Annotated in this window: 18 protein-coding genes; 8 read left to right on the top strand and 10 right to left on the bottom strand. The window is 68.7% G+C overall.

From position 1 onward, the window contains the following. Positions 1-134 precede the first annotated feature (134 nt). Positions 135-1,451 carry a cell envelope lipid trafficking protein PgfA gene (gene pgfA, locus GOAMR_RS22610; protein ID WP_005193446.1) on the top strand — a complete coding sequence of 439 codons (1,317 nt, stop codon included), beginning with the start codon at positions 135-137 and terminating at the stop codon, positions 1,449-1,451. Positions 1,452-1,493: 42 nt separating this feature from the next. Here pgfA and GOAMR_RS22605 read toward each other — a convergent pair whose 3' ends face one another. Continuing rightward, positions 1,494-2,756, bottom strand: a complete 1,263-nt coding sequence (locus GOAMR_RS22605) for a lipopolysaccharide biosynthesis protein (protein WP_005193445.1) — start codon at positions 2,754-2,756, stop codon at positions 1,494-1,496. Between the two features lie 222 nt (positions 2,757-2,978). Between GOAMR_RS22605 and GOAMR_RS22600 the strand changes: the two genes are divergently transcribed. The 3 genes from GOAMR_RS22600 to GOAMR_RS22590 all read left to right on the top strand — a co-directional run bounded on the left by GOAMR_RS22600 (position 2,979) and on the right by GOAMR_RS22590 (position 7,454). Next, complete coding sequence (locus GOAMR_RS22600) at positions 2,979-3,905, top strand: HpcH/HpaI aldolase/citrate lyase family protein (protein WP_005193444.1); 927 nt, start codon at positions 2,979-2,981, stop codon at positions 3,903-3,905. Between the two features lie 16 nt (positions 3,906-3,921). Then, a complete protein-coding gene (locus GOAMR_RS22595) occupies positions 3,922-5,655 on the top strand; it encodes an MmpA family trehalose lipid delivery protein (RefSeq protein WP_005193443.1) in 1,734 nt (577 codons plus the stop codon). Positions 5,656-5,894: 239 nt separating this feature from the next. Further along, positions 5,895-7,454, top strand: coding sequence for a SulP family inorganic anion transporter (locus GOAMR_RS22590; protein ID WP_083837099.1), 1,560 nt, complete (start codon positions 5,895-5,897; stop codon positions 7,452-7,454). Between the two features lie 32 nt (positions 7,455-7,486). Here the strand turns inward: GOAMR_RS22590 and GOAMR_RS22585 are convergent, their stop codons facing one another. Continuing rightward, positions 7,487-8,602 (bottom strand): glycosyltransferase family 4 protein, encoded by a 1,116-nt coding sequence (locus GOAMR_RS22585; RefSeq protein WP_005193441.1) that lies wholly within the window; start codon positions 8,600-8,602, stop codon positions 7,487-7,489. A gap of 91 nt (positions 8,603-8,693) precedes the next feature. Between GOAMR_RS22585 and GOAMR_RS22580 the strand changes: the two genes are divergently transcribed. Together GOAMR_RS22580 and GOAMR_RS22575 are read left to right on the top strand one after the other, a co-directional pair. Beyond that, a complete protein-coding gene (locus tag GOAMR_RS22580; RefSeq protein WP_005193440.1) occupies positions 8,694-9,098 on the top strand; it encodes a hypothetical protein in 405 nt (134 codons plus the stop codon). Next, the gene (locus GOAMR_RS22575) at positions 9,091-9,456 is read left to right on the top strand and encodes a helix-turn-helix domain-containing protein (RefSeq protein WP_005193438.1); all 366 of its coding nucleotides are present in this window, start codon (positions 9,091-9,093) and stop codon (positions 9,454-9,456) included. The genes GOAMR_RS22580 and GOAMR_RS22575 overlap by 8 nt, the downstream gene beginning before the upstream one ends. Before the next feature lie 241 nt (positions 9,457-9,697). Here the strand turns inward: GOAMR_RS22575 and GOAMR_RS22570 are convergent, their stop codons facing one another. The 3 genes from GOAMR_RS22570 to sfnG all read right to left on the bottom strand — a co-directional run bounded on the left by GOAMR_RS22570 (position 9,698) and on the right by sfnG (position 12,437). Further along, positions 9,698-10,918, bottom strand: coding sequence for an SfnB family sulfur acquisition oxidoreductase (locus GOAMR_RS22570; RefSeq protein WP_005193436.1), 1,221 nt, complete (start codon positions 10,916-10,918; stop codon positions 9,698-9,700). A gap of 10 nt (positions 10,919-10,928) precedes the next feature. Then, on the bottom strand, positions 10,929-11,156 hold the full coding sequence (locus tag GOAMR_RS25950) for a hypothetical protein (RefSeq protein WP_005193435.1): 228 nt from the start codon (positions 11,154-11,156) through the stop codon (positions 10,929-10,931). 90 nt (positions 11,157-11,246) lie between these two features. Next, positions 11,247-12,437 (bottom strand): dimethylsulfone monooxygenase SfnG, encoded by a 1,191-nt coding sequence (gene sfnG, locus GOAMR_RS22560; RefSeq protein ID WP_050942866.1) that lies wholly within the window; start codon positions 12,435-12,437, stop codon positions 11,247-11,249. A 169-nt stretch (positions 12,438-12,606) separates the two neighbouring features. Here sfnG and GOAMR_RS22555 point away from each other — a divergent pair, with 169 nt between their 5' ends. Then, entirely contained in the window at positions 12,607-13,359 is a 753-nt protein-coding gene (locus GOAMR_RS22555) for a class I SAM-dependent methyltransferase (protein WP_005193433.1), read from the top strand. 19 nt (positions 13,360-13,378) lie between these two features. Here the strand turns inward: GOAMR_RS22555 and GOAMR_RS22550 are convergent, their stop codons facing one another. The 4 genes from GOAMR_RS22550 to GOAMR_RS22535 form a co-directional block, all read right to left on the bottom strand. Further along, positions 13,379-14,194, bottom strand: coding sequence for a hypothetical protein (locus GOAMR_RS22550; RefSeq protein ID WP_005193432.1), 816 nt, complete (start codon positions 14,192-14,194; stop codon positions 13,379-13,381). A 55-nt stretch (positions 14,195-14,249) separates the two neighbouring features. Further along, positions 14,250-14,906 (bottom strand): DUF4166 domain-containing protein, encoded by a 657-nt coding sequence (locus GOAMR_RS22545; RefSeq protein WP_373278797.1) that lies wholly within the window; start codon positions 14,904-14,906, stop codon positions 14,250-14,252. A gap of 138 nt (positions 14,907-15,044) precedes the next feature. Then, positions 15,045-15,485, bottom strand: coding sequence for a nuclear transport factor 2 family protein (locus tag GOAMR_RS22540; RefSeq protein ID WP_005193430.1), 441 nt, complete (start codon positions 15,483-15,485; stop codon positions 15,045-15,047). Between the two features lie 81 nt (positions 15,486-15,566). Continuing rightward, positions 15,567-16,400, bottom strand: coding sequence for a tyrosine-protein phosphatase (locus GOAMR_RS22535; RefSeq protein WP_050942875.1), 834 nt, complete (start codon positions 16,398-16,400; stop codon positions 15,567-15,569). Between the two features lie 119 nt (positions 16,401-16,519). Here GOAMR_RS22535 and GOAMR_RS22530 point away from each other — a divergent pair, with 119 nt between their 5' ends. Further along, complete coding sequence (locus GOAMR_RS22530) at positions 16,520-16,888, top strand: PLDc N-terminal domain-containing protein (RefSeq protein ID WP_005193428.1); 369 nt, start codon at positions 16,520-16,522, stop codon at positions 16,886-16,888. A gap of 144 nt (positions 16,889-17,032) precedes the next feature. On the opposite strand, the gene groL is transcribed toward GOAMR_RS22530, so the two are convergent. After that, complete coding sequence (gene groL / locus GOAMR_RS22525) at positions 17,033-18,658, bottom strand: chaperonin GroEL (protein ID WP_005193427.1); 1,626 nt, start codon at positions 18,656-18,658, stop codon at positions 17,033-17,035. Positions 18,659-18,703: the final 45 nt, after the last annotated feature.

Raw genomic sequence — 18,703 nt, 5'->3', positions numbered from 1 at the left:
GAAACGGTGACCGCCGGGAAAATGCCTGGTGAGAACCGGTGACCGAGCGTCTGGCACGCGGCAGGACAGGGACTGCCGTACCACCGTCGAATGACGCGGGCACCGAAATCACCCCATGCCCTAAGGTCAGCGTTATGCCGTCAGACGCCCCGAGTGGCCCAGGAGATCCCACGAACCCGGAGAACCCTGCGCACCCGGACGTCACCGACGATTCCAGGGGCCCCGAGGTCCCGGAGACGGTGGACCGGCCGGACACCATAGAAGAGCCGGGCACGACAGAGCAGCCGGACATCACCGAGGAACCGGGCACCGTGCGACGACCGGCTGACGCGGGACCGGCCGGGGACCCGAACGCACCGGTCCGGCCCCGGCTCAGCGGGCGGGAACTGGTGGGGCCGACGATGATCTTCGTCGGCACCTTCCTGGTGTCGGCGGCGATCGCGCTGCCGGCGCTGTTCGTCGGAAAACTGCAGGTCCTGCCGCTCGACACCGACGACACCGTCGTCGCCCGGTCGACGGCTCCCGCGCAGGTACTCGACCAGTGTTCGCTGGACACCCGGGCTGCGCGGGTGGTCACCACCCCGGTCACCCGGCAGCAGCGCGTCGTGGCGGTGCGCCCCGCCGGCCGCAGCCAGGTGACGTTGCAGGCCGGGACGTCGCTGCGGGCCGACGACAAACTCGACGACTGCTCCGACGGCACCATCAGCGCGATCCGCGACCGCGTCACCCTCGACCGGGAGACGGCGACGTTCCGGCGCAGCGGATCGTCGGAAATCCAGTACGACGACAAGCAGGCGCCGTCCCAGGTGCCCGACCGGGAAGGTGTCACCTACGCCTTCCCGTTCGACGTGCCGCGCCGGGATGCGAGGTTCTTCGATCCGGTCACCCGCACCACGGTGCCGCTGCGCTACGACGGCGACGCCCAGGTGGAAGGTGAGGAGGCACTCCGGTTTGTCGCCGAGATCCCCGACACCGATCTGTACGACCGGCACGGCGGCGCCGACACCGCGGGCAGGCCGACGGTGATCGTGCGGCCGGCGTCGTGGTTCGGGCTACCCGGGAACTCCCCGACGACGCTGCACCTGCACCATCGCAGCACGTGGGAGATCTCCGTCGACCCCGCGACCGGAACGATCCTCGACGAGCGCATCACCATCGACGAGCGGTACCGCCTCGCGGGCCAACCTCACGAGGCGTTCTCACTGGTCAACCTGGCCACGACGCTCACCTATACCAAGAGCACCCGCGACGACGCGGCGGCACGGGCCGGGTCGCTGGAACGTCCGGTCACGGTGTGGGGACGGTGGGTTCCCATCGGGGCCGGGGTTGTCGGTGTGCTGCTGATCGGTGCCGGGATCCACTGGCTGCTGCGCCGCTCGCCGCCGGTGGGTACCTCGACGGACGACCGGCCCAGAGCTGCTGATCTCGGGGCCGGCACCACTGCCCGGTAGCCGATCGACGGCGACCAGCACAAGTCCGCCGGAAAGGCTTTCCTACTGGTCGGCGACTGTTTCCGCTGCCACAGCACTGTCCTCGGCGGCGCCCGGGGCGGCCGGTCCCGTCGTCTCCAGATGTGCCCGCCACACCCACAGGACCGTGGCTCCGGTCGCGGCGGCCGCCGCCGACGTCGCCACCAGCGCCAGACTCAGCACGGAGTCGGCGACAGCGAGGATGAGCGTGCCCTCGACGGCGAGCGCCGCCCACGTGAACACCGCCACGCGGGTGCGGTCGCGGGCAATGGCCCACAGCAGTGTCACCTGCAGCACCGCCAGCGTCGACCCGGTGAACGCGAAGATCCACAGGATCGGCACGAGCGGGCGGTAGTCGTCGGAGAACACCAGCGGCACCAGCGGACCGGCGCACCCCGCGCCGACGGTGAGCACCGCCCCCACCAGCGCCACCACCCGCACCGCATGTCCCAGCGACCGGCGCGAGGTGGTCGGGTCGGCCAGCGCCGGATAGACGACGACGCCGATGGCCTGCGGCAACCAGAACGCGGCCTTGGTGGCGACGGCGCCGAGCGCGTACACGCCCGCGTCGTCGGCACCAAGGACTCCCCGGGAGACCAGCAGGTCCAGGGATACCGCCACCACCAGCACGAACTGCACCTGCGATGCCCGGATCACGCTGAGTGCGCCGGCGCCGGAGGCCGCTTCGCCCGGGTGCGATTCCCGCAGGAGACCCGAACCGACCATGAGCCAGGCCGCACCCGCCGCGGCGATCGCGCCCGCGGTTCCGGCCGCCAGGCCCGTGCCCGCCCCGCCTCCGCACGCGAGGGCGACCACCACCGGCACCGACCGCAGCACACCGACCCCGGCCAGCACCGTGGCCAGCGCCGGGAACGCCCGGCCACCCTGCAGTACGCCCTGTGCCCCCGCGATCAGCACCAGGACGGGGGCCGCGGCAAGACCCGCGACCGTTGTCGCGACACCGGTGTCGGCAAGCCACATGAACAGCGGTACCGCCGGCACCATCAGCGCCGCGACCACCGCGGTGACCAGCATCGTCAACCGGATCAGCGCGCGCACCGGACGTCCGTGCACCATGTCGCGGGCCACCACCGCCTGCAGCGCGAGCGCGGGCACCGCCAACACCAGCATCGCCGCCATCAGCACCGCGAACTCGCCGTACGCCGACGCCCCCAGCCAGCGGCCGGCCGGAACGTGCACGAGATAGGCGCAGATATTGGCCACCATCGAACCCGCCGTCACCAGACCCACCGAGGCCGCGATGCTGCGCTGGGAGGTGTCGGACATGGCCTCCAGTTTGTCAGTGGTGGATCTGTCCGGGGCGGAGCGGTACCGATATCGCCGGTCCACGCTGTGAGTGCTGATCGTCGCGAAGGAGCCGGTCACTTCATGCGTGCACGTCGCCGGGACCTGGCGCGACCACCCCGAACGCAGCCGGAGTCGGTGCATGGTTTTGCGGGGCGTGTGCCCGATGGGCGACGATGGAGGCTTACCGAAGGAAAGGCCCCGATGTACGACCAGCCCACGACCACAGAGATCGACGCGAGCGAACCCGGGTTCCGGATCGACCCGGTGCTCGCGCGGAGCTGGCTGCTCGTCAACGGTGCTCAGTACGGGAAGTTCGCGCCGGCGGGGCTCTCGCGCGCCGACATCGTCGTCCTCGACATCGAGGACGCCGTCGCCCCCAAGGACAAACTGTCCGCACGCGACAATGTGGTGCGCTGGCTCTCCTCCGACGAGGGCAAGGGTGACTGGGTGCGGGTCAACGGTTTCGGCACCCCGTGGTGGGCCGACGACCTCGCCGCCCTCGCGACCGTGCCCGTCGGCGGGGTGATGCTGGCGATGGTCGAATCCCCCGATCATGTCACCGAGACCGCGGCGCGGCTGCCGAACGTGCCGATCGTCGCGCTCGTCGAGACGGCCCGCGGGCTGGAACGGATCAGCGAGATCGCGTCGTCGAAGAACACCTTCCGGCTGGCGTTCGGCATCGGCGACTTCCGTCGCGACACCGGCTTCGGCGGTGATCCGCTCACCCTCGCGTACGCGCGGTCGCGGTTCACCATCGCCGCGAAGGCCGCACACCTGCCGTCGGCCATCGACGGTCCGACAGTCGGGTCGAGCTCGCTGAAACTCAGCGAGGCCACCGCCGTCAGCGTCGAGTTCGGCATGACCGGCAAGATCTGCCTCACCCCCGACCAGTGCCACCTCGTGAACGAGGGCCTGTCGCCGTCGCAGGACGAGATCAGCTGGGCGCGTGAGTTCTTCGCCGAGTTCGAGGCCGACGGCGGGGAGATCCGCAACGGCTCGGACCTGCCGCGCATCGCCCGCGCCACCAAGATCCTCGAACTGGCCCGCTCGTACGGGATCACCACCTCCGAGTTCGACGACGTCGAGCCGGGCCATCCGCCCGCTCCGTCGGATACCTTCCACCACTGAGCTTTTCACTGCATCCATGCCGACGGACCGTTCGCTGCTGCTGAAGCTGTACGCGATCAGCACCGTCCTGGCCGTCGTGATCCTGGGTCCGATGCTACGGTCCCTCGGCGGCGGAAGGTATCTGCTGTACCGGGATGCGGTGTCGACGCCACGTTCGTATGTCACCGATACCGCGCTCGGAGTGGGAGGTGTTCCGGCGCGGTCGGTTCCGCAGGACTGGCTGCTCGCGGTGCTGACGCCTGTCGTCGACGGCGGGATCGTGGTGGTCACCCTGCTCGCGGTCGGACTGGTGCTGGCCGGGGTGGGGTTCGGGCGGCTGGCCGCCCGGGTCGTGCCGGGGTCCGGGCATGCCGGGGCTTGTGTCGCTGCCGTGGTTGCGGTGTGGAATCCGTTTGTAGCCGAACGTCTTCTGCAGGGGCACTGGAGTCTGCTGGTGTCGTACGCGGCGCTCGGGTGGCTGATCGTCACCGTCCTCGACAGGCCGAACGGGTGGCGCGGTTGGGTTGTTCTCGCGACGCTGTTCGCGTGGGCGGGGTTCACGCCGTCGGGTTCGGTTCTCGGGGCTGTTGTAGCGGTTGTGGCCGTGGTGGCGTCAGGTGTCTCGGGTCACCGGGGCCTCGCCATCGCGTCGGCGTGGGTGGTGGGGGCGCTGCCGTGGCTGGTGGCATCGCTGGTGGGGGGTGCGACGACCACGTCGTCGGGAGCCGGGGTCGAGGCGTTCGGGATGCGGGCCGAACCGGGGCTCGGGGGCCTGGGCACCGCTGCCGGGCTGGGTGGCATCTGGAACGCCGACGCGGTGCCGGGGAGCCGCGGCGTGTGGTGGGCGGGGGTCGCCACCGCGGCATTTGTGGTGGTGGCGATTGTCGGGGTCGTCGAATTGTGGCGGCACCACCGGGATTCGCCGGTCTGGGCCGTTTTCGCCGGGTGTGCCGTCGTGGCACTGGTCGCGGTGGCCGCAGCGGCGACCGGGCCCGGTGAGTCCGTGCTCAGCCGGCTCGTCGAGTCCGTTCCCGGCGCGGGACTGGTGCGCGACACCCAGAAGTACGTGGCGCTCGCCGTGCCGTTCTACGCGATCGCCGCGTGTGCGGCGGTGGGCGCCCTACGGCGTTGGGTACCTGCGGGTTTCGCGGTCGCCGCCGGGCTGTTGCTGGTGGTCGCACCACTGCCCGATCTCGCGTGGGGTGTCGGCGGGTCCCTCCGCACCGTCGCGCTCCCGGATTCGTTCCGGCAGGCGGCACAGGTCATCACAGCCGATCACGGCATGGTGGCGATCTCTCCGCCGGGCCAGATCCGGCGGTTCTCGTTCACCGGCACCCCGTCGCTCGATCCGCTGCCGCGGATGGTGCGGGCATCGGTCGTCGACGCCGGGGCACTGACCGTCGATGACGTGGCCGTCGATCCACCGTCCGGTCGCGGCGCCGATATCGACGCCGCTCTCCGAGCCGGGGGCGACCCGCGCCGGCTCGCCGAACTCGGCGTCGGCTGGGTGATCGTCGAAGGCCACGACATCCCGGCGCTGCTCCGGACGATCACGCCCGTGATGACTCACAGTGATATGACGGTTGTCCGCATCCCCGGCGAGATCCGCGACACCGGTGCCGGGTCGGGGATCCGCGCCGCCGCGTGGGCCGCCCATCTGCTGTGGCTGGCCACGATCGTCACCGGTGCCATTGTCGCCGCGGGCCGGAGCCGCGCCACCCGATCCGGCCGCCGGTTCGGCGAGTTGAACCCGCCGGTGACGGCCGAGTAGTCTTCCGCCGGTACTGATGCGCGCTGCGGTGCGGGTCGCACACCTCGTTTTCATGTCTGACCACCGCGTTCATGTCCGATCGACACGGTCACGACGAACGCGAGGCCGGCAGCAAGGCATGACCCGCCCGCGGCGGCGCATCACCGCCGGCCGCCGAGACCGAACCCACCGCGCCCGAACCCACTGCGCCCGAACCCACTGCGCCCGAATCGACTGGGCCCGAACCAGGAGCACCCGGCATGTCCCGCTTCCGTCTGCCCAACCGTCGCCCGGCTCCGGGAGAGGACCAGCGGCCCACCTCAGCGGATGGACAGTTGATCCCAGATGGCCAATTGATCACCGTGCGGCAGGCGCTGCGCTCCCCCGCCAGGCTGCGCACCGAGGTGCTCGCCGGCCTGGTGGTGGCGCTGGCACTGATCCCGGAGGCGATCTCGTTCTCCGTCCTCGCCGGCGTCGACCCCCGGGTGGGGTTGTTCGCCGCCGCCACGATGGCCGTGTCGATCTCGTTCCTCGGCGGCCGTCCCGCGATGATCTCGGCCGCGACCGGCGCCGTCGCGCTCGTCGTCGCGCCTGTGGTCCGCGATCACGGCCTCGACTACCTCATCGCGACGGTCATCCTGGCCGGCATCTTCCAGGTGGCACTCGGACTGGCCGGGGTGGCCAAGCTGATGCGGTTCATACCGCGGTCGGTGATGGTGGGGTTCGTCAATTCGCTGGCGATCCTGATCTTCATGGCCCAGCTCACCCACATGTGGCACGTGAGCTGGGTGGTGTATCCGCTGATCGCCGTCGGCATCCTCATCGTGTGGGGGCTGCCCAAAATCACCACCGCCGTCCCCGCGCCGCTCGTCGTGGTGCTGCTGCTGAGCGCGTTCACCATGCTCACCCACTCGGGTGTGCCGACCGTCGGTGATGAGGGCGAACTACCCGACAGCCTTCCGACGCCGACACTCCCCGACATTCCGTGGACGGTGGACACCCTGAAGATCATCGCCCCCTACGCGTTCGCGATGGCATTGGTGGGGTTGATGGAGTCGCTGATGACCGCCAAACTCGTCGATGACATCACCGACACCCACACCGACAAGTCCCGGGAGGCATGCGGACAGGGCGGCGCCAACATCATCACCGGCTTCTTCGGTGGCATGGGCGGGTGCGCGATGATCGGCCAGACGATGATCAACGTGAAGGTGTCGGGCGCGCGCACCCGATTGTCGACGTTCCTGGCCGGGGTGTTCCTGCTGGTGCTGGTGGTCGGCCTGGGCGACATCGTCGGTGACATCCCGATGGCGGCGCTGGTGGCGATCATGATCATGGTGTCCGTGGGCACCTTCGACTGGCACAGCATCCGGCTGTCGACGTTGCGCCGGATGCCGCGCAGCGAGACCCTCGTGATGCTCGTGACCGTGGCTGTGGTGGTCGCCACCGGCAACCTCGCCATCGGCGTCGTGGTGGGGACACTGACCGCGATGGTCGCGTTCGCGCGCCGGGTCGCCCACTTCGCGCAGGTCACACCCGCCGACGATCCGGACACCGGGGTCCGCACCTACACCGTCCGCGGGGAGCTGTTCTTCGCCTCCAGCAACGACCTCGTGTACCAGTTCGACTACACCCGCGACCCCGACCACGTCGTCATCGACATGTCCGGCTCACACATCTGGGACGCGTCGGCCGTGGCCGCTCTCGACGCCGTGACCACCAAGTACGAGAGCAGAGGCAAGACCGTCGAGATCGTCGGCCTCAACCTGGCCAGCGCCGACCGGCATCAGCGTCTCGCCGGGCACCTGCCCAGTCACTGACCAACTGAAGCCCGGCGCGTGTTCCAGCCGTTTCACAACTTGGCGAAGCCGTCGGCTGTTGATGACCAGGAGTATCCGGCTGCCTTGCGGCGGGCGTTGTCACCGAGACGCCGGGCGGCGGCCGGGTCGTCGACGAGTTTCCTTGTGGCGCTGATGAGTTCGTCGACACTGTCGACGAGCAGGCCGGTATCGCCGTGGGTGATGGATTCGGCCAGGCCCACCGAGGAGCGGTAGCCGATGGTGGGTACGCCGTGCTGCGCGGCTTCGATGACGGCCAGGCCCCAGCCTTCTTTGCGCGAGGGCATCAGGTGGACGTCGGCGGCCGCGAGCAGCTGGTGTTTGCGGCGTTCGTCGACGTGACCGTGGAAGGTCACGTAGGCGTCGATGCCGAGTTCGGTGGCGTGGTCGCGCAGTTTGCCGTCCCACCAGCCGCCGCCGATGACGTCGAGGTGGACGTCGTCGCGGGTGTGCCGCAGGTCGGCGACCACATCGAGGGCGTGTTCGACCTGCTTGTGCGGGACGAGCCGCGACAGCACGCACAGCCGGGCCGTCGACGGGGAGCCGACCGGCGCGAGCAGGTCGGCAGGCACCGGGTCGATGCCATTGTGGATGACGGTGATCCGTTCGGGGTCTACGCCCAGTTCGGCCAGTTCCCGTGCCGACGGCCGCGACACCGTCACGTACCGGTTGTCGCGGTGCACCCATGGCGAGAGCCGCGACTCGATGAACCAGCCGACATGTCCGAGCAGCCGCCCGGCGACCGGCCACTGCTCGCGGTGGCAGTGATGCACGAGGACGACGGTCGGGGCGCCACTGACGGTGGTCGCGAAGAACGGCACCCCGTTCTGAGTGTCGACGACCAGGTCCGGATCGAAACCGGCGAGCGGACCGGCGCCGAGCCGTCCGGCGGCGATGATCGCGAGCGCCGACGGATACACGCCGAGCCTGCCACCGGCCCGGATGATGCGGATACCGTCGCGTCGTTCCTGGCGTACCGAACCCGGATACCGCGCGGTGAGCAGGGTGACCTCGACCCCGCGGGAGGCGAGTTCGGTGCCGACCCTTTCGAGGTAGCGTTCGCTGCCCCCGCCCTGCGGGTGTCCGGTATCGCGCCAGCACAGCAGCAGCACTCTCGACGGGGTATTCATCGCGGGTCAGTTTAACGCCCCGAACCCGCCGCACGACTGGCACGCGACCACTCCCTTGACGGAATAGTCCTTCTTGGGAATACTTGTTCGTGTGATCGTCGACATGCCGGAGGAGTTCTTCGACTATCTCGACAGGCTCGAGGCGAAGGTCACCGCGGGTGACGTGCACTCGATAAAGGTGCTGGCACACGTGGTGGCCGCATTGGCCGACCTTGCGGCATTGGAGGTCCCACCGACCGAGGACACGCCAGGACTCAAACGGGTTCGGCAGTCGCGCCGATACCAGGTCTGGCGCACTGCGCACCCCTACGACCCCGGCGTGGCAGTACGGGTGATCTGCTGGTTCCCACCGAACAGCGACACCGTGGTGGTGACCCTGCTCGCTGCGGACAAGGCTCGCATGGGCGATGTCTTTTACAGCAGCGTCGGTCCACGCGCCGACGCCGCAATCGATCGATGGATATCTGAGACGGAAGGCGGTACCAGCGATGACTGACCACAGGAAGGGTCGGTCCTTTCGGTCCGGCAATGAACGCATCGAACAGTTGGCAGCAAATCCAGCGATCGCCGAACAGGTCAAACAGGTACGTGCGGCGACCGCACACGCCGACCGCGTATACGTTCAGACGCTCGCCGATATTCGCAAGGCAGGCCGCCTCACTCAAACCGACGTCGCCCGCGAACTCGGCGTCGAGCAGGCAGCCGTGTCGAAAATCGAACGCCGTCACGACCTGCTGTTGTCAACGCTGCGGGACTATCTCGCCGCCGCAGGCGCCCAGCATCCACGGATCGTCGTCGAGAAGGACGGCATGGAAGTCTCCCTTGACCTCGACAGCTTCGACACCAATGTCTGACGACGGTGCCGGTGGCACTGGCGACCAGCCACCCGGCGTACTCGGAACGGAAATTCCGCTATTGAAGGCAGTGAACTACCCGTCCGGAGACAGACGCAGCGTACGCACAGTCGGCGGCGGAGTTCCGGGGCTTGGAAAGGACGCCTGACCTGAGTGATCCGGTAACTATCGGCGCTCACTCGAAGCAATGTCCGCCTACCGTTCCTCCCCCTTATCGACGGCACTGTCCCGAACCCCACGGCTACAGCGAGGTGTGGGACGGGGGTGGTTGGCCGGCTAGTGCCCATTTGCCCAGGTGGTGGACCTTCCAGCGTTCGGGGTCGTGCAGGGTGTGGGTGCGGGCGTCGCGCCAGAAGCGGGACCAGTTGGCCTTGCCCGACGCCGAGCGGGTGCCGCCGAAGTCGAACAACTGGGCCGCCGCGTCTCTGGCTGCACGGCCTGCCGCCACTTTTGCCGCGGCCGTGGCCAGGGATGCTTCGGCGACGCCGTCCGGTTCGTCCGCGTCCTCGATGCGCCGGGCCGCGGTCTCCAGCAGCGATTCCGCCGCCCGCACCGACAGTTCCAGCTCACCGGCCTGCGCGATCAGGTACGGGTCGTCGACGGCGCGGTCGAGTCCGGACTCGAACCAGGGCCGGGCCGCGGTGACCACCTCGGCCGCCGCCCGCAATGCGCCCCGGGCGATGCCGACGTCGATGGCGGCGTGTACCAGTTGCGCCCGGGCCCCGTACGTCGACGGTTCGGCAAGCAGACCCGAAAAGTCCAGCAGCGCAGAACCATCGACGGCGACGTCGGTGAACGTGACCGTGCCGCTGCTGGTGGTACGCTGCCCGAAACCGTCCCAGTCGTCGACGATGTCGATGCCGGGGGTGTCGACGGGCAGGTACACCAACACTTTTCGTTGCGAACCCGTCTCGTCGGCGACCACCGCCCGCACCGCGAGGATGTGCGCGAAGTAGGCACCGGTGCAGTAGTACTTGGTTCCGTTGAGCCGCAGCCCATCCGGGGTGGCGGTGACCGTCGTCGAGTCGTCGGTGACGGTCTTGCCGGTGCGTTCGTTCTGCGCGTTCGCCAGCCGGCCGCCGTCGAGCACCCGCCCGTAGACCCACGATCTCAGCTCGTCGGAACCTGCTCGGCGCAGCGCCTCCAGGAAGGTGAAGTGGCTCTGCGGGATCTGGGCGATGCTCGGATCGGCGGCGGCGAGGATCGCCACCACCCGCGCGAGCGTCGACGGCCCGAGACCGGGACCGCCGAACTCTTGTGGCACCGTGATCGCGAGCAGTCCCGACGCCGACAGTTGTTCGATCTCGTCGACGGGCAGCCGCCGTTCCGCATCGCGCGCACTCGCGCCCGCCGCGAAGGCAGACGCGAGTGCGGTGGCGGTGTCTATGGCGCCCGCTCGCAGGCTCGCCGATCGCGTGCCGTAATGCCCGGCCGCACCTTCGGCGCCCAGTTGCTCGCTCATGAACCTCAGGCTAGCTGTACAGGGTGAACTGAGGGACGCGCTCGTTGAGGATCCAGTCCCCGATCTCGCGGGCCTTGTAGACCACCGGGTCGTGGACGGTGTGGGTGCGCAGGTTGCGCCAGTGCCGGTCGAACCCGTAGGCGGCGGTGGTGGCGCGCAGTTCGGCGGCCACCAGGTCGGCGCGACGCAGCGCGTCGTCGAAACGGGTCTGCTGATCAGTGGTGATCGTTGCGGTCATGACAGGTGTGAAACTTTCTGTGGGAGAGGGGGAGACGACATTGTCGTCTCACGGGGTTTCGAGGCTCCTCGCCCAGCGGCTCGTCGCACCTCAACCGGCGGCGGTGGCGAGGATGCCGTTGCGGGCGAGTTCGGATTCGAGCCTGCCGGAGGTGGCGAGGTCGGCCTCGAGTTCACGGACGAGCGGCAGGATCCTGGCGCCGAAGTACTCGACGTCTTCCAGGTAGTGCAGGAAGCCGAGCAGCAGCAGGTTGACCCCGCGCGTCTTGTAGGCGACGATCCGTTCGGCGATCTGCTCGGGGGTGCCGATGAGGCCGGTCCGGAAGCCGTCGTTGTACTGCACGAGGTCGGCGAATTCCGAGTCCTGCCACATGCCCTTGCCGTCTGCGGCGGACTTGCCGGCCTGCTTGACGGCCGAACCGAATCCTTCGACGGCCTCGCGGTCGGCCTTGTCGACGATCTCGCGCAACACCTCCCGCGCCTGCGCTTCGGTGTCCCGGCCGATGAGGAAACCGTTGAGACCGAACCGTACAGTCCGGTTATGCAGGGCCGCTTCGGTTTTGACGTCGATGACCTGTTCGGTGATGCCGTCGAGGTCCTTGCCGTTGCTGAAGTACCAGTCGGACACGCGGCCTGCCATCGCGCGGGCTGCCGTGGAGTTGCCGCCCTGGAAGATCTCGGGGTGCGGGCGGCCGTCGACCTCGGCGGGCTTCGGCTTCAGGTCGAAGTCGTGCAGGCGGTAGAAGTCACCGGAGAACTCGGCGTGCTCGCTGGTCCAGATCTGCCGCAGGTAGGTGATGAACTCCTCGGAGCGGCGGTAGCGTTCGTCGTGTTCGAGCCACGGTTCGCCGAGTTTGGTGAACTCGTCCTTGAACCAGCCGCTGACCACGTTCACCGCGGCGCGTCCGCCCGAGATCTGGTCGGCGGTGGCGATGAGCTTGGCCAGCACCCCCGGCTGCCACAGGCCCGGGTGGACGGCGGCGATCACCTTGAGGCGCTCGGTGGCCAGCAGCAGTGCGAGGGAAAAGCTGGTGGACTCGTGCTGGTAGGCGGCTCCGTAGGAGGCGATGTAGCGGACCTGCGAGAGGGCGTAGTCGAAGCCGTTGTTCTCGGCGAGGACGGCGAGCTTCTTGTTGTAGTCGTAGCTCCAGTCTGTGCGCTGTTCGATCTTGGACACCACGAGGCCACCACTGACGTTGGGCACCCAGTAGGCGAATTGCAGTGGCCGGTGCGCCACTTCGAGGGCGTGCTCGGCGGCACGATCTGCTGCATTTGAGGACATGAATGGAGTGTGCAAATCGGCAACGTCGGCGCCAACGGTTGGAATCAGCAGAACGTAAAGCGCGAACGCCCCATTCCGGGTACGTAATCTGGCGCCTTACACCTGCGGACCGGACCGCCCATCCGACCCACCGTGCCGGTCATCGACGGGCAGCGGCCAAGATGGTCCGGTGAGTTCCCGATCAGCATTCGCCCGCTACGCGACGCTGCGCCGCGCCGCGCGGCTGCTCAACGATTTCCGGTTCGAGCAGACCGACCCGGCCCGCTTCTACGGCGCGATCGCCACCGACACGGCGGTGATGGCGGAGTCGGTGCACCCGGGCGGACTGCCGGGCACCACGGTGCTCGACGTGGGCGGTGGCCCCGGCTACTTCGCCGACGCCTTCGCCGATCGCGGCTCCACCTACCTGTCGGCCGAACCCGACCCGTCGGAGATGCACGCCGGCGGCCTGGAACAACGGGCGGGCGTGCGCGCGTCGGGGCAGCAACTTCCGTTTGCCGACAACAGTTTCGACATCTGCCTGTCGTCGAACGTCGTGGAGCACACCTCGGCGCCGTGGGAGATGTGCGCCGAGATGCTGCGGGTGACCCGGCCCGGCGGCACCGTCATCGTCAGCTACACGCTCTGGTACGGGCCGTTCGGCGGCCACGAGATGGGGCTGACGCACTACGCGGGCGGGCATCGTGCCGCGCGCTGGTACACCCGCAGGAACGGCCATCCGCCGAAGAACCTGTACGGCACCTCACTGTTCAAGGTGACCGCGGCCGACGGCCTGGCGTGGTCGCGGTCGGTGGCCGGCGCCGCCGACACCACGCTCGCCTTCCCCCGGTACCTGCCGTCGTGGATGTGGTGGGTGATGCGGGTACCGGGGCTGCGGGAGGTGCTGGGCACCAACCTGGTGCTGGTGCTGCGCAAGCGCTGACGGGGCGGGAGGCGCAGGCTCAGTCCTCCGCAGGCACCGAGGCCGCGCAGGTCAGCAGCCCGCCGTTGCTGGTCTGGGTGGCCAGCGTTTCGCCGTTGTACATGATCGTGCAGGTCAGCGGGCCGCGGATGACCACCGCGGTCAGGCGCGCCTGACCACCGGAGATCTCCACCCGCTGCGACCACGGCGCGCTGGTGGCGGCGACGATGTTGACCCTGCCGCCGTCGACGTAGTTGAGTCCGACCACGTCGCCGCGCCCGGTGATCTGGTAGGTCACCCCGGACGGCGCCGTCCGGGTGGTCGTCGTGGACGACGGGGTTTGCGAGGTGGTGGTGCTTTTCTCGGTGGTGCGGGTGGGTGCCCGGCTCGCCGCAGTGCTGCGGGAGGTGGTGGTAGAAGCTCCGGCGGCAGTCCCGCCGGAATCGTCGTCGCCGGAACCGCCGGTCAGCGCCAGTGCCGCCACCACCCCGATCACCACGAGCGCGACGGCGACGAGCGCGATGAGCGCGATGGTGCGGCCACGGGAACCGCCCGGCCGCCCGCCGTCGGGTGCTCCCTGAGCGCCGGGCTGCGGCTGCCCCTGGGACCGGCCGCCATAGCCCTGCGGGTCGTACTGGGTCTGCCCGTACTGCCCGGGATACTCCTCGTACTGGGACTCGCTGTACTGGGGATCGTTGAACTGGGGGGCGAGGTAGGGCTCCTGGTAGCCCGGATGCCCGTACGCCGAGGTCGGCGGCACCTCATCGAACTTGCGCGTGGACGAGCCGCCTCCGTCGCCGGAGGGTCCATGGCCGGCTTCGCCGTATCGGCGTGGGTCGTCGGGTGGTTGCGTCATGACATCGATTGTGGCAAATCGCTTCCGGCATATCCGACGGTCGATCGACGCGCCACTACCGCTCGCGTTCGATGAGGTTGACCGGCCACGCCTCGTCCGGGATCTGCTGCAACGTGCACGCCTGGTCGACGGCGGTGAACCAGCCGCGGAAGTGCAGGATCTCGCCGAGGACGGGGTTGTTGACGGTGGCATCGCACCGGAACCGCTGATGCCGCTCGTCCCAGCCCTCGATGTACTTCATCTGGGTGGCGAACGGGCCGCGCATCCCGAGCTTGGGTCCGCGGCCGAGCCAGCGCAGCGGACCGCTCTCAAGCAGCAGCTCACCGGCCTTGGTGACGGACGGTTCGATCGGATACAGCAGTTCAGGGCCGTCGCCGAAGTAGTCGACGAGGCCGTCGTGGCCGGACACGAGCAGCGAGTTCACATTCTTCGGCCCGGTCGTGTACTGGAACTCGCGCAGCACGGCCAGGCATTCGCGGCCGAGCTCGTCGACGTAACAGTATTGGGCCTGCTCGAACGGCACCATGCGGCTGGACTTGGCCGGCAACGCGTGCCGGTTGGAGTAGTGCTTGAAGAACATCGACGACAACGCCGTGTTGGTGTACACCGACTCGTAGATGCCCGACGCGATCTGCGCGACCCCCGACGTGGAGTCGACGCTGTACCGCCAGGCGACGTTGGGATGCAGACGATTGAAATCCGACCCCAGCATGTCCTGATAGACGGGTGCCACCGCCACCCCCTTCGTTCACGACGTGGTTCTCCCCCGGACAGGTAACGAATCTACTACGACACACCGACGGGGCGGTCAATTATGGTCCCCAAAACAGGGACTACGGTCATACCTCGGTCAGGCGGTGGGTTCGGTCACCTTCACGACGGTCCGGGTGAGGTGCAGGGAGGTGATCTGCCAGCGGTCACCGGTCGTGCGGTACGTCTCGTGATAGTGCCCGGCGCCGTGCAGTTCGGCACCGTTGGGGAAGATCAGCCAGTCCTCCATCGCCCAGATGCCGGTGGCGGTGTCGTCCGAGGTCAGCTCGATTTCCGGGGTGTGCACGTGGTGCACGCTGCGCACGCCGTCCAGCGCACCCAGCGTGTACGAGACGAAGGTGTCGGCTCCCTCGATCGGCGGGGCGGTCTGCGGGTCGCCGCCGAGCGTCGCCGGCGCCATGTCTAGGCGGACCACCAGGTCGTCGGCGAACAGCGAACGCCACCCGTCGCGGTCGCGGGTGTCGAGGAACCGGCAGTACTGTGCCTTCAGCGTTCTGAGGGCCTCGATCTCGGATTGCATACGCACCTCCTGGGAATGGTTACGGTTGTAATTACCGTAACCATCCCCAGGCGTTGTCGGTGTGACTACCGCAGGAATCGGTCACTGCAGAAAACGGTCACGCAGGGTGCCGCGGGCCCGATCGTCGAGGCCCAGGCAGCCGGCGAGGTACTCGTCCATCCCGCCCCACACCCGGTCCGCCTCGGCGAACGACTGGTCGAGATAGCGGGCGTCGACGCCGAGCAGCGGGCGCAGCACCTCCGGGTTGCCTCCGGCCTCGGCGAACTTCTCGAAGAGCCCGGTGAACGTCGGCAGCAGGTGGTCGTTGGTGAGCAGGTACTCGCGGTAGATGTCCTCGCGGGCCACGCCGAGCGCGCTGAGCAGCACCGCGGCTCCCCAGCCGGTGCGGTCCTTGCCGGTGGTGCAGTGGATGAGCAGCGCCGCCGGATCCTCACCGAGCAGCCCGTCAACCATCCGCTGGTACGACACGATCGCGCTCGGCAGGCTCACGTAGTGCCGGTAGGACTCGCTCATGTGCTCGGCGCCCTGGCCCCGGGTCCACTCGGCGTTCATCCGGGCGACGACCACCGGGTCGACCAGCACCTCGTGCAGCTTGGCCGGGATGTCCCTGGCGGCGTCGGCGAGCACGTCGAGCGACAGGTTGGCCCGCTCCCCGATCACCAGGTCGGGAGCCTCGGTGCGTTCCTTGGCGGTGCGCAGGTCGTAGATGGTGGTGATGCCGAGCGCCCGCAGCGCGGCACCGTCGTCGTCGCTGAGCGAATGCAGCGCCGTGGACCGGAACACCATGCCGTGGCGCACGACGCGGCCGTCGGCGGTGGGCCAGCCGCCGATATCGCGCAGGTTGGGCAGGGTGGCCAGCTCGATGAGCTGTCCCGGTTGTGCCTGCTCACCTGATATCGACTGCTCACCTGCCATGTGGCCCATCATGTCATGCACCTCTGAACGGCCGACATACTCCCGTCCCCAGAGCGGTGGACGATACCCTGAGGAACAGTGAACGGCTCGACACACCGACCGCCGGAGGGGAGGACCGCATGCCCTACCTGGGTCTGATCACCCTGGCCGTGCTGATCCTGGCGCTGATCGACATCATCCGCGCCGAGGAGGGCGCGATCCACGGCATGCCCAAACTCGCCTGGATCATGCTGGTGGTGGTCATCCCGATCATCGGCGCGCTGCTGTGGATCGGGTTCGGTCGCCCCACCGCCGACGACATCGCCGCCGAACCGGCCCGGCCGCGCGGCGAGTTCCCCGAGTACGACCATCCCCACCGCGCCCGTGCCGCCGATCCCGGGGCCGACCGGGAGTTCCTGCGCCAGGTGCGGGCCCGGGCCGAGGAGCAGCGCCGCAAGGCCCGCGAGCAGCAGCAACGCGGCACCGACGAACAGACCCCCGGAACCTGAGTCCCGGGGGCCTGACGGGGCCGGGACGCTATCCGACCTTGGTGTCACAGATAAAAGCCGGATGGCCGGCCACCCGCGAGGGTGACCGGCCATCCGGTGTCTGCTGTTGCGATCAGGCGCGAACCCGAGTCGAGCGAGGGGCTGTCAGAAGCCCATGCCGCCCATCTCGTCGCCACCCGGCATAGCCGGGGCCGGGTTCTTCTCCGGCTTGTCGGCGACGACGGCCTCGGTGGTGAGGAACAGAGCCGCGATCGAGGCCGCGTTCTGCAGCGCCGAGCGGGTGACCTTCACCGGGTCGTTGATCCCGGCGGCCAGCAGGTCCTCGTACACGCCGGTGGCGGCGTTGAGGCCGGTGCCCAGCGGCGAGTGCAGCACCTTGTCGGCGACGACGCCGGGCTCGAGGCCGGCGTTGAAGGCGATCTGCTTGGCCGGAGCCGACAGCGCAACCTTGACGATGTTGGCGCCGGTGGCCTCGTCACCCTCGAGCGAGAGGGCGTCGATGGCGGGCTCGGACTGCAGCAGGGCGACGCCACCACCGGCGACGATGCCCTCCTCGACGGCTGCCTTGGCGTTGCGCACGGCATCCTCGATGCGGTGCTTGCGCTCCTTGAGCTCGACCTCGGTGGCAGCGCCGGCCTTGATGACGGCAACGCCACCGGCCAGCTTGGCCAGACGTTCCTGCAGCTTCTCGCGGTCGTAGTCGGAGTCGCTGTTCTCGATCTCGCCACGGATCTGAGCCACGCGGCCGGCGATGGCGTCGGGGTCGCCCGCGCCCTCGACGATGGTGGTCTCGTCCTTGGAGACGACGATCTTGCGGGCGGTGCCCAGCAGCTCGACGCCGGCGCTCTCCAGCGACAGGCCGACCTCTTCGCTGATGACCTCGCCACCGGTGAGGATGGCGATGTCGGCCAGCATGGCCTTGCGGCGGTCACCGAAGCCCGGTGCCTTGACGGCGACGGACTTGAAGGTGCCCTTGAGCTTGTTGACGACCAGGGTCGAGAGGGCTTCGCCCTCGACGTCCTCGGCGATGATCAGCAGCGGCTTGCCGGCCTGGATGACCTTCTCCAGCAGCGGCAGCAGGTCCTTGATGGTCGAGACCTTGCCCGAGACCAGCAGGATGTACGGGTCGTCGAGGACGGCTTCCTGACGGTCGGCGTCGGTGACGAAGTAGCCCGAGATGTAGCCCTTGTCGAAGCGCATGCCCTCGGTGAGCTCGAGCTGCAGGCCGAAGGTGTTGGACTCCTCGACCGTGATGACGCCTTCCTTGCCGACCTTGTCCATGGCCTCGGCGATGAGCTCGCCGATGGACGGGTCGCCGGCCGAGATGCCCGCGGTGGCAGCGATCTGCTCCTTGGTCTCGACCTCCTTGGCACTCTTGAGGAGGGACTCGGTGACGGCCTCGACGGCCTTCTCGATGCCGCGCTTCAGACCCAGCGGGTTGGCGCCGGCAGCGACATTGCGCAGGCCCTCACGGACGAGTGCCTGAGCCAGAACGGTGGCGGTGGTGGTGCCGTCGCCCGCGACGTCGTCGGTCTTCTTGGCGACCTCTTTGACGAGCTCGGCACCGATCTTCTCGTAGGGATCCTCGAGCTCGATCTCCTTGGCGATGGACACACCGTCGTTGGTGATGGTGGGGGCGCCCCACTTCTTCTCCAGGACAACGTTGCGGCCCTTGGGTCCCAACGTGACCTTGACTGCGTCGGCGAGGCTGTTGAGCCCACGCTCGAGGCCGCGCCGGGCCTCTTCGTCGAACGCGATTTGCTTGGCCATGGGTAAGTGATCCTCCGGTAGGGGGTGACACCAGGTATCTATGGC

It is taken from the genome of Gordonia amarae NBRC 15530, assembly GCF_000241345.1.
In the GTDB taxonomy this organism is placed as follows: domain Bacteria; phylum Actinomycetota; class Actinomycetes; order Mycobacteriales; family Mycobacteriaceae; genus Gordonia; species Gordonia amarae.
The sequence above is the reverse complement of the archived record's forward strand: the minus strand, read 5'-3'. Positions and strand labels throughout refer to the sequence as shown.

Coding starts and splice junctions, on each gene's coding strand:
- GOAMR_RS22600 (WP_005193444.1), top strand. CDS start 2,979: ATGTACGACCAGCCCACGACCACAGAGATCGACGCGAGCGAACCCGGG.
- GOAMR_RS22540 (WP_005193430.1), bottom strand. CDS start 15,485: ATGCAATCCGAGATCGAGGCCCTCAGAACGCTGAAGGCACAGTACTGC.
- groL (WP_005193427.1), bottom strand. CDS start 18,658: ATGGCCAAGCAAATCGCGTTCGACGAAGAGGCCCGGCGCGGCCTCGAG.
- GOAMR_RS22575 (WP_005193438.1), top strand. CDS start 9,091: ATGACTGACCACAGGAAGGGTCGGTCCTTTCGGTCCGGCAATGAACGC.
- GOAMR_RS22570 (WP_005193436.1), bottom strand. CDS start 10,918: ATGAGCGAGCAACTGGGCGCCGAAGGTGCGGCCGGGCATTACGGCACG.
- GOAMR_RS22590 (WP_083837099.1), top strand. CDS start 5,895: ATGTCCCGCTTCCGTCTGCCCAACCGTCGCCCGGCTCCGGGAGAGGAC.
- GOAMR_RS22605 (WP_005193445.1), bottom strand. CDS start 2,756: ATGTCCGACACCTCCCAGCGCAGCATCGCGGCCTCGGTGGGTCTGGTG.
- GOAMR_RS22535 (WP_050942875.1), bottom strand. CDS start 16,400: ATGGCAGGTGAGCAGTCGATATCAGGTGAGCAGGCACAACCGGGACAG.
- GOAMR_RS22550 (WP_005193432.1), bottom strand. CDS start 14,194: ATGACGCAACCACCCGACGACCCACGCCGATACGGCGAAGCCGGCCAT.
- GOAMR_RS22530 (WP_005193428.1), top strand. CDS start 16,520: ATGCCCTACCTGGGTCTGATCACCCTGGCCGTGCTGATCCTGGCGCTG.
- pgfA (WP_005193446.1), top strand. CDS start 135: ATGCCGTCAGACGCCCCGAGTGGCCCAGGAGATCCCACGAACCCGGAG.
- GOAMR_RS22545 (WP_373278797.1), bottom strand. CDS start 14,906: ATGCTGGGGTCGGATTTCAATCGTCTGCATCCCAACGTCGCCTGGCGG.
- GOAMR_RS22585 (WP_005193441.1), bottom strand. CDS start 8,602: ATGAATACCCCGTCGAGAGTGCTGCTGCTGTGCTGGCGCGATACCGGA.
- GOAMR_RS25950 (WP_005193435.1), bottom strand. CDS start 11,156: ATGACCGCAACGATCACCACTGATCAGCAGACCCGTTTCGACGACGCG.
- GOAMR_RS22595 (WP_005193443.1), top strand. CDS start 3,922: ATGCCGACGGACCGTTCGCTGCTGCTGAAGCTGTACGCGATCAGCACC.
- sfnG (WP_050942866.1), bottom strand. CDS start 12,437: ATGTCCTCAAATGCAGCAGATCGTGCCGCCGAGCACGCCCTCGAAGTG.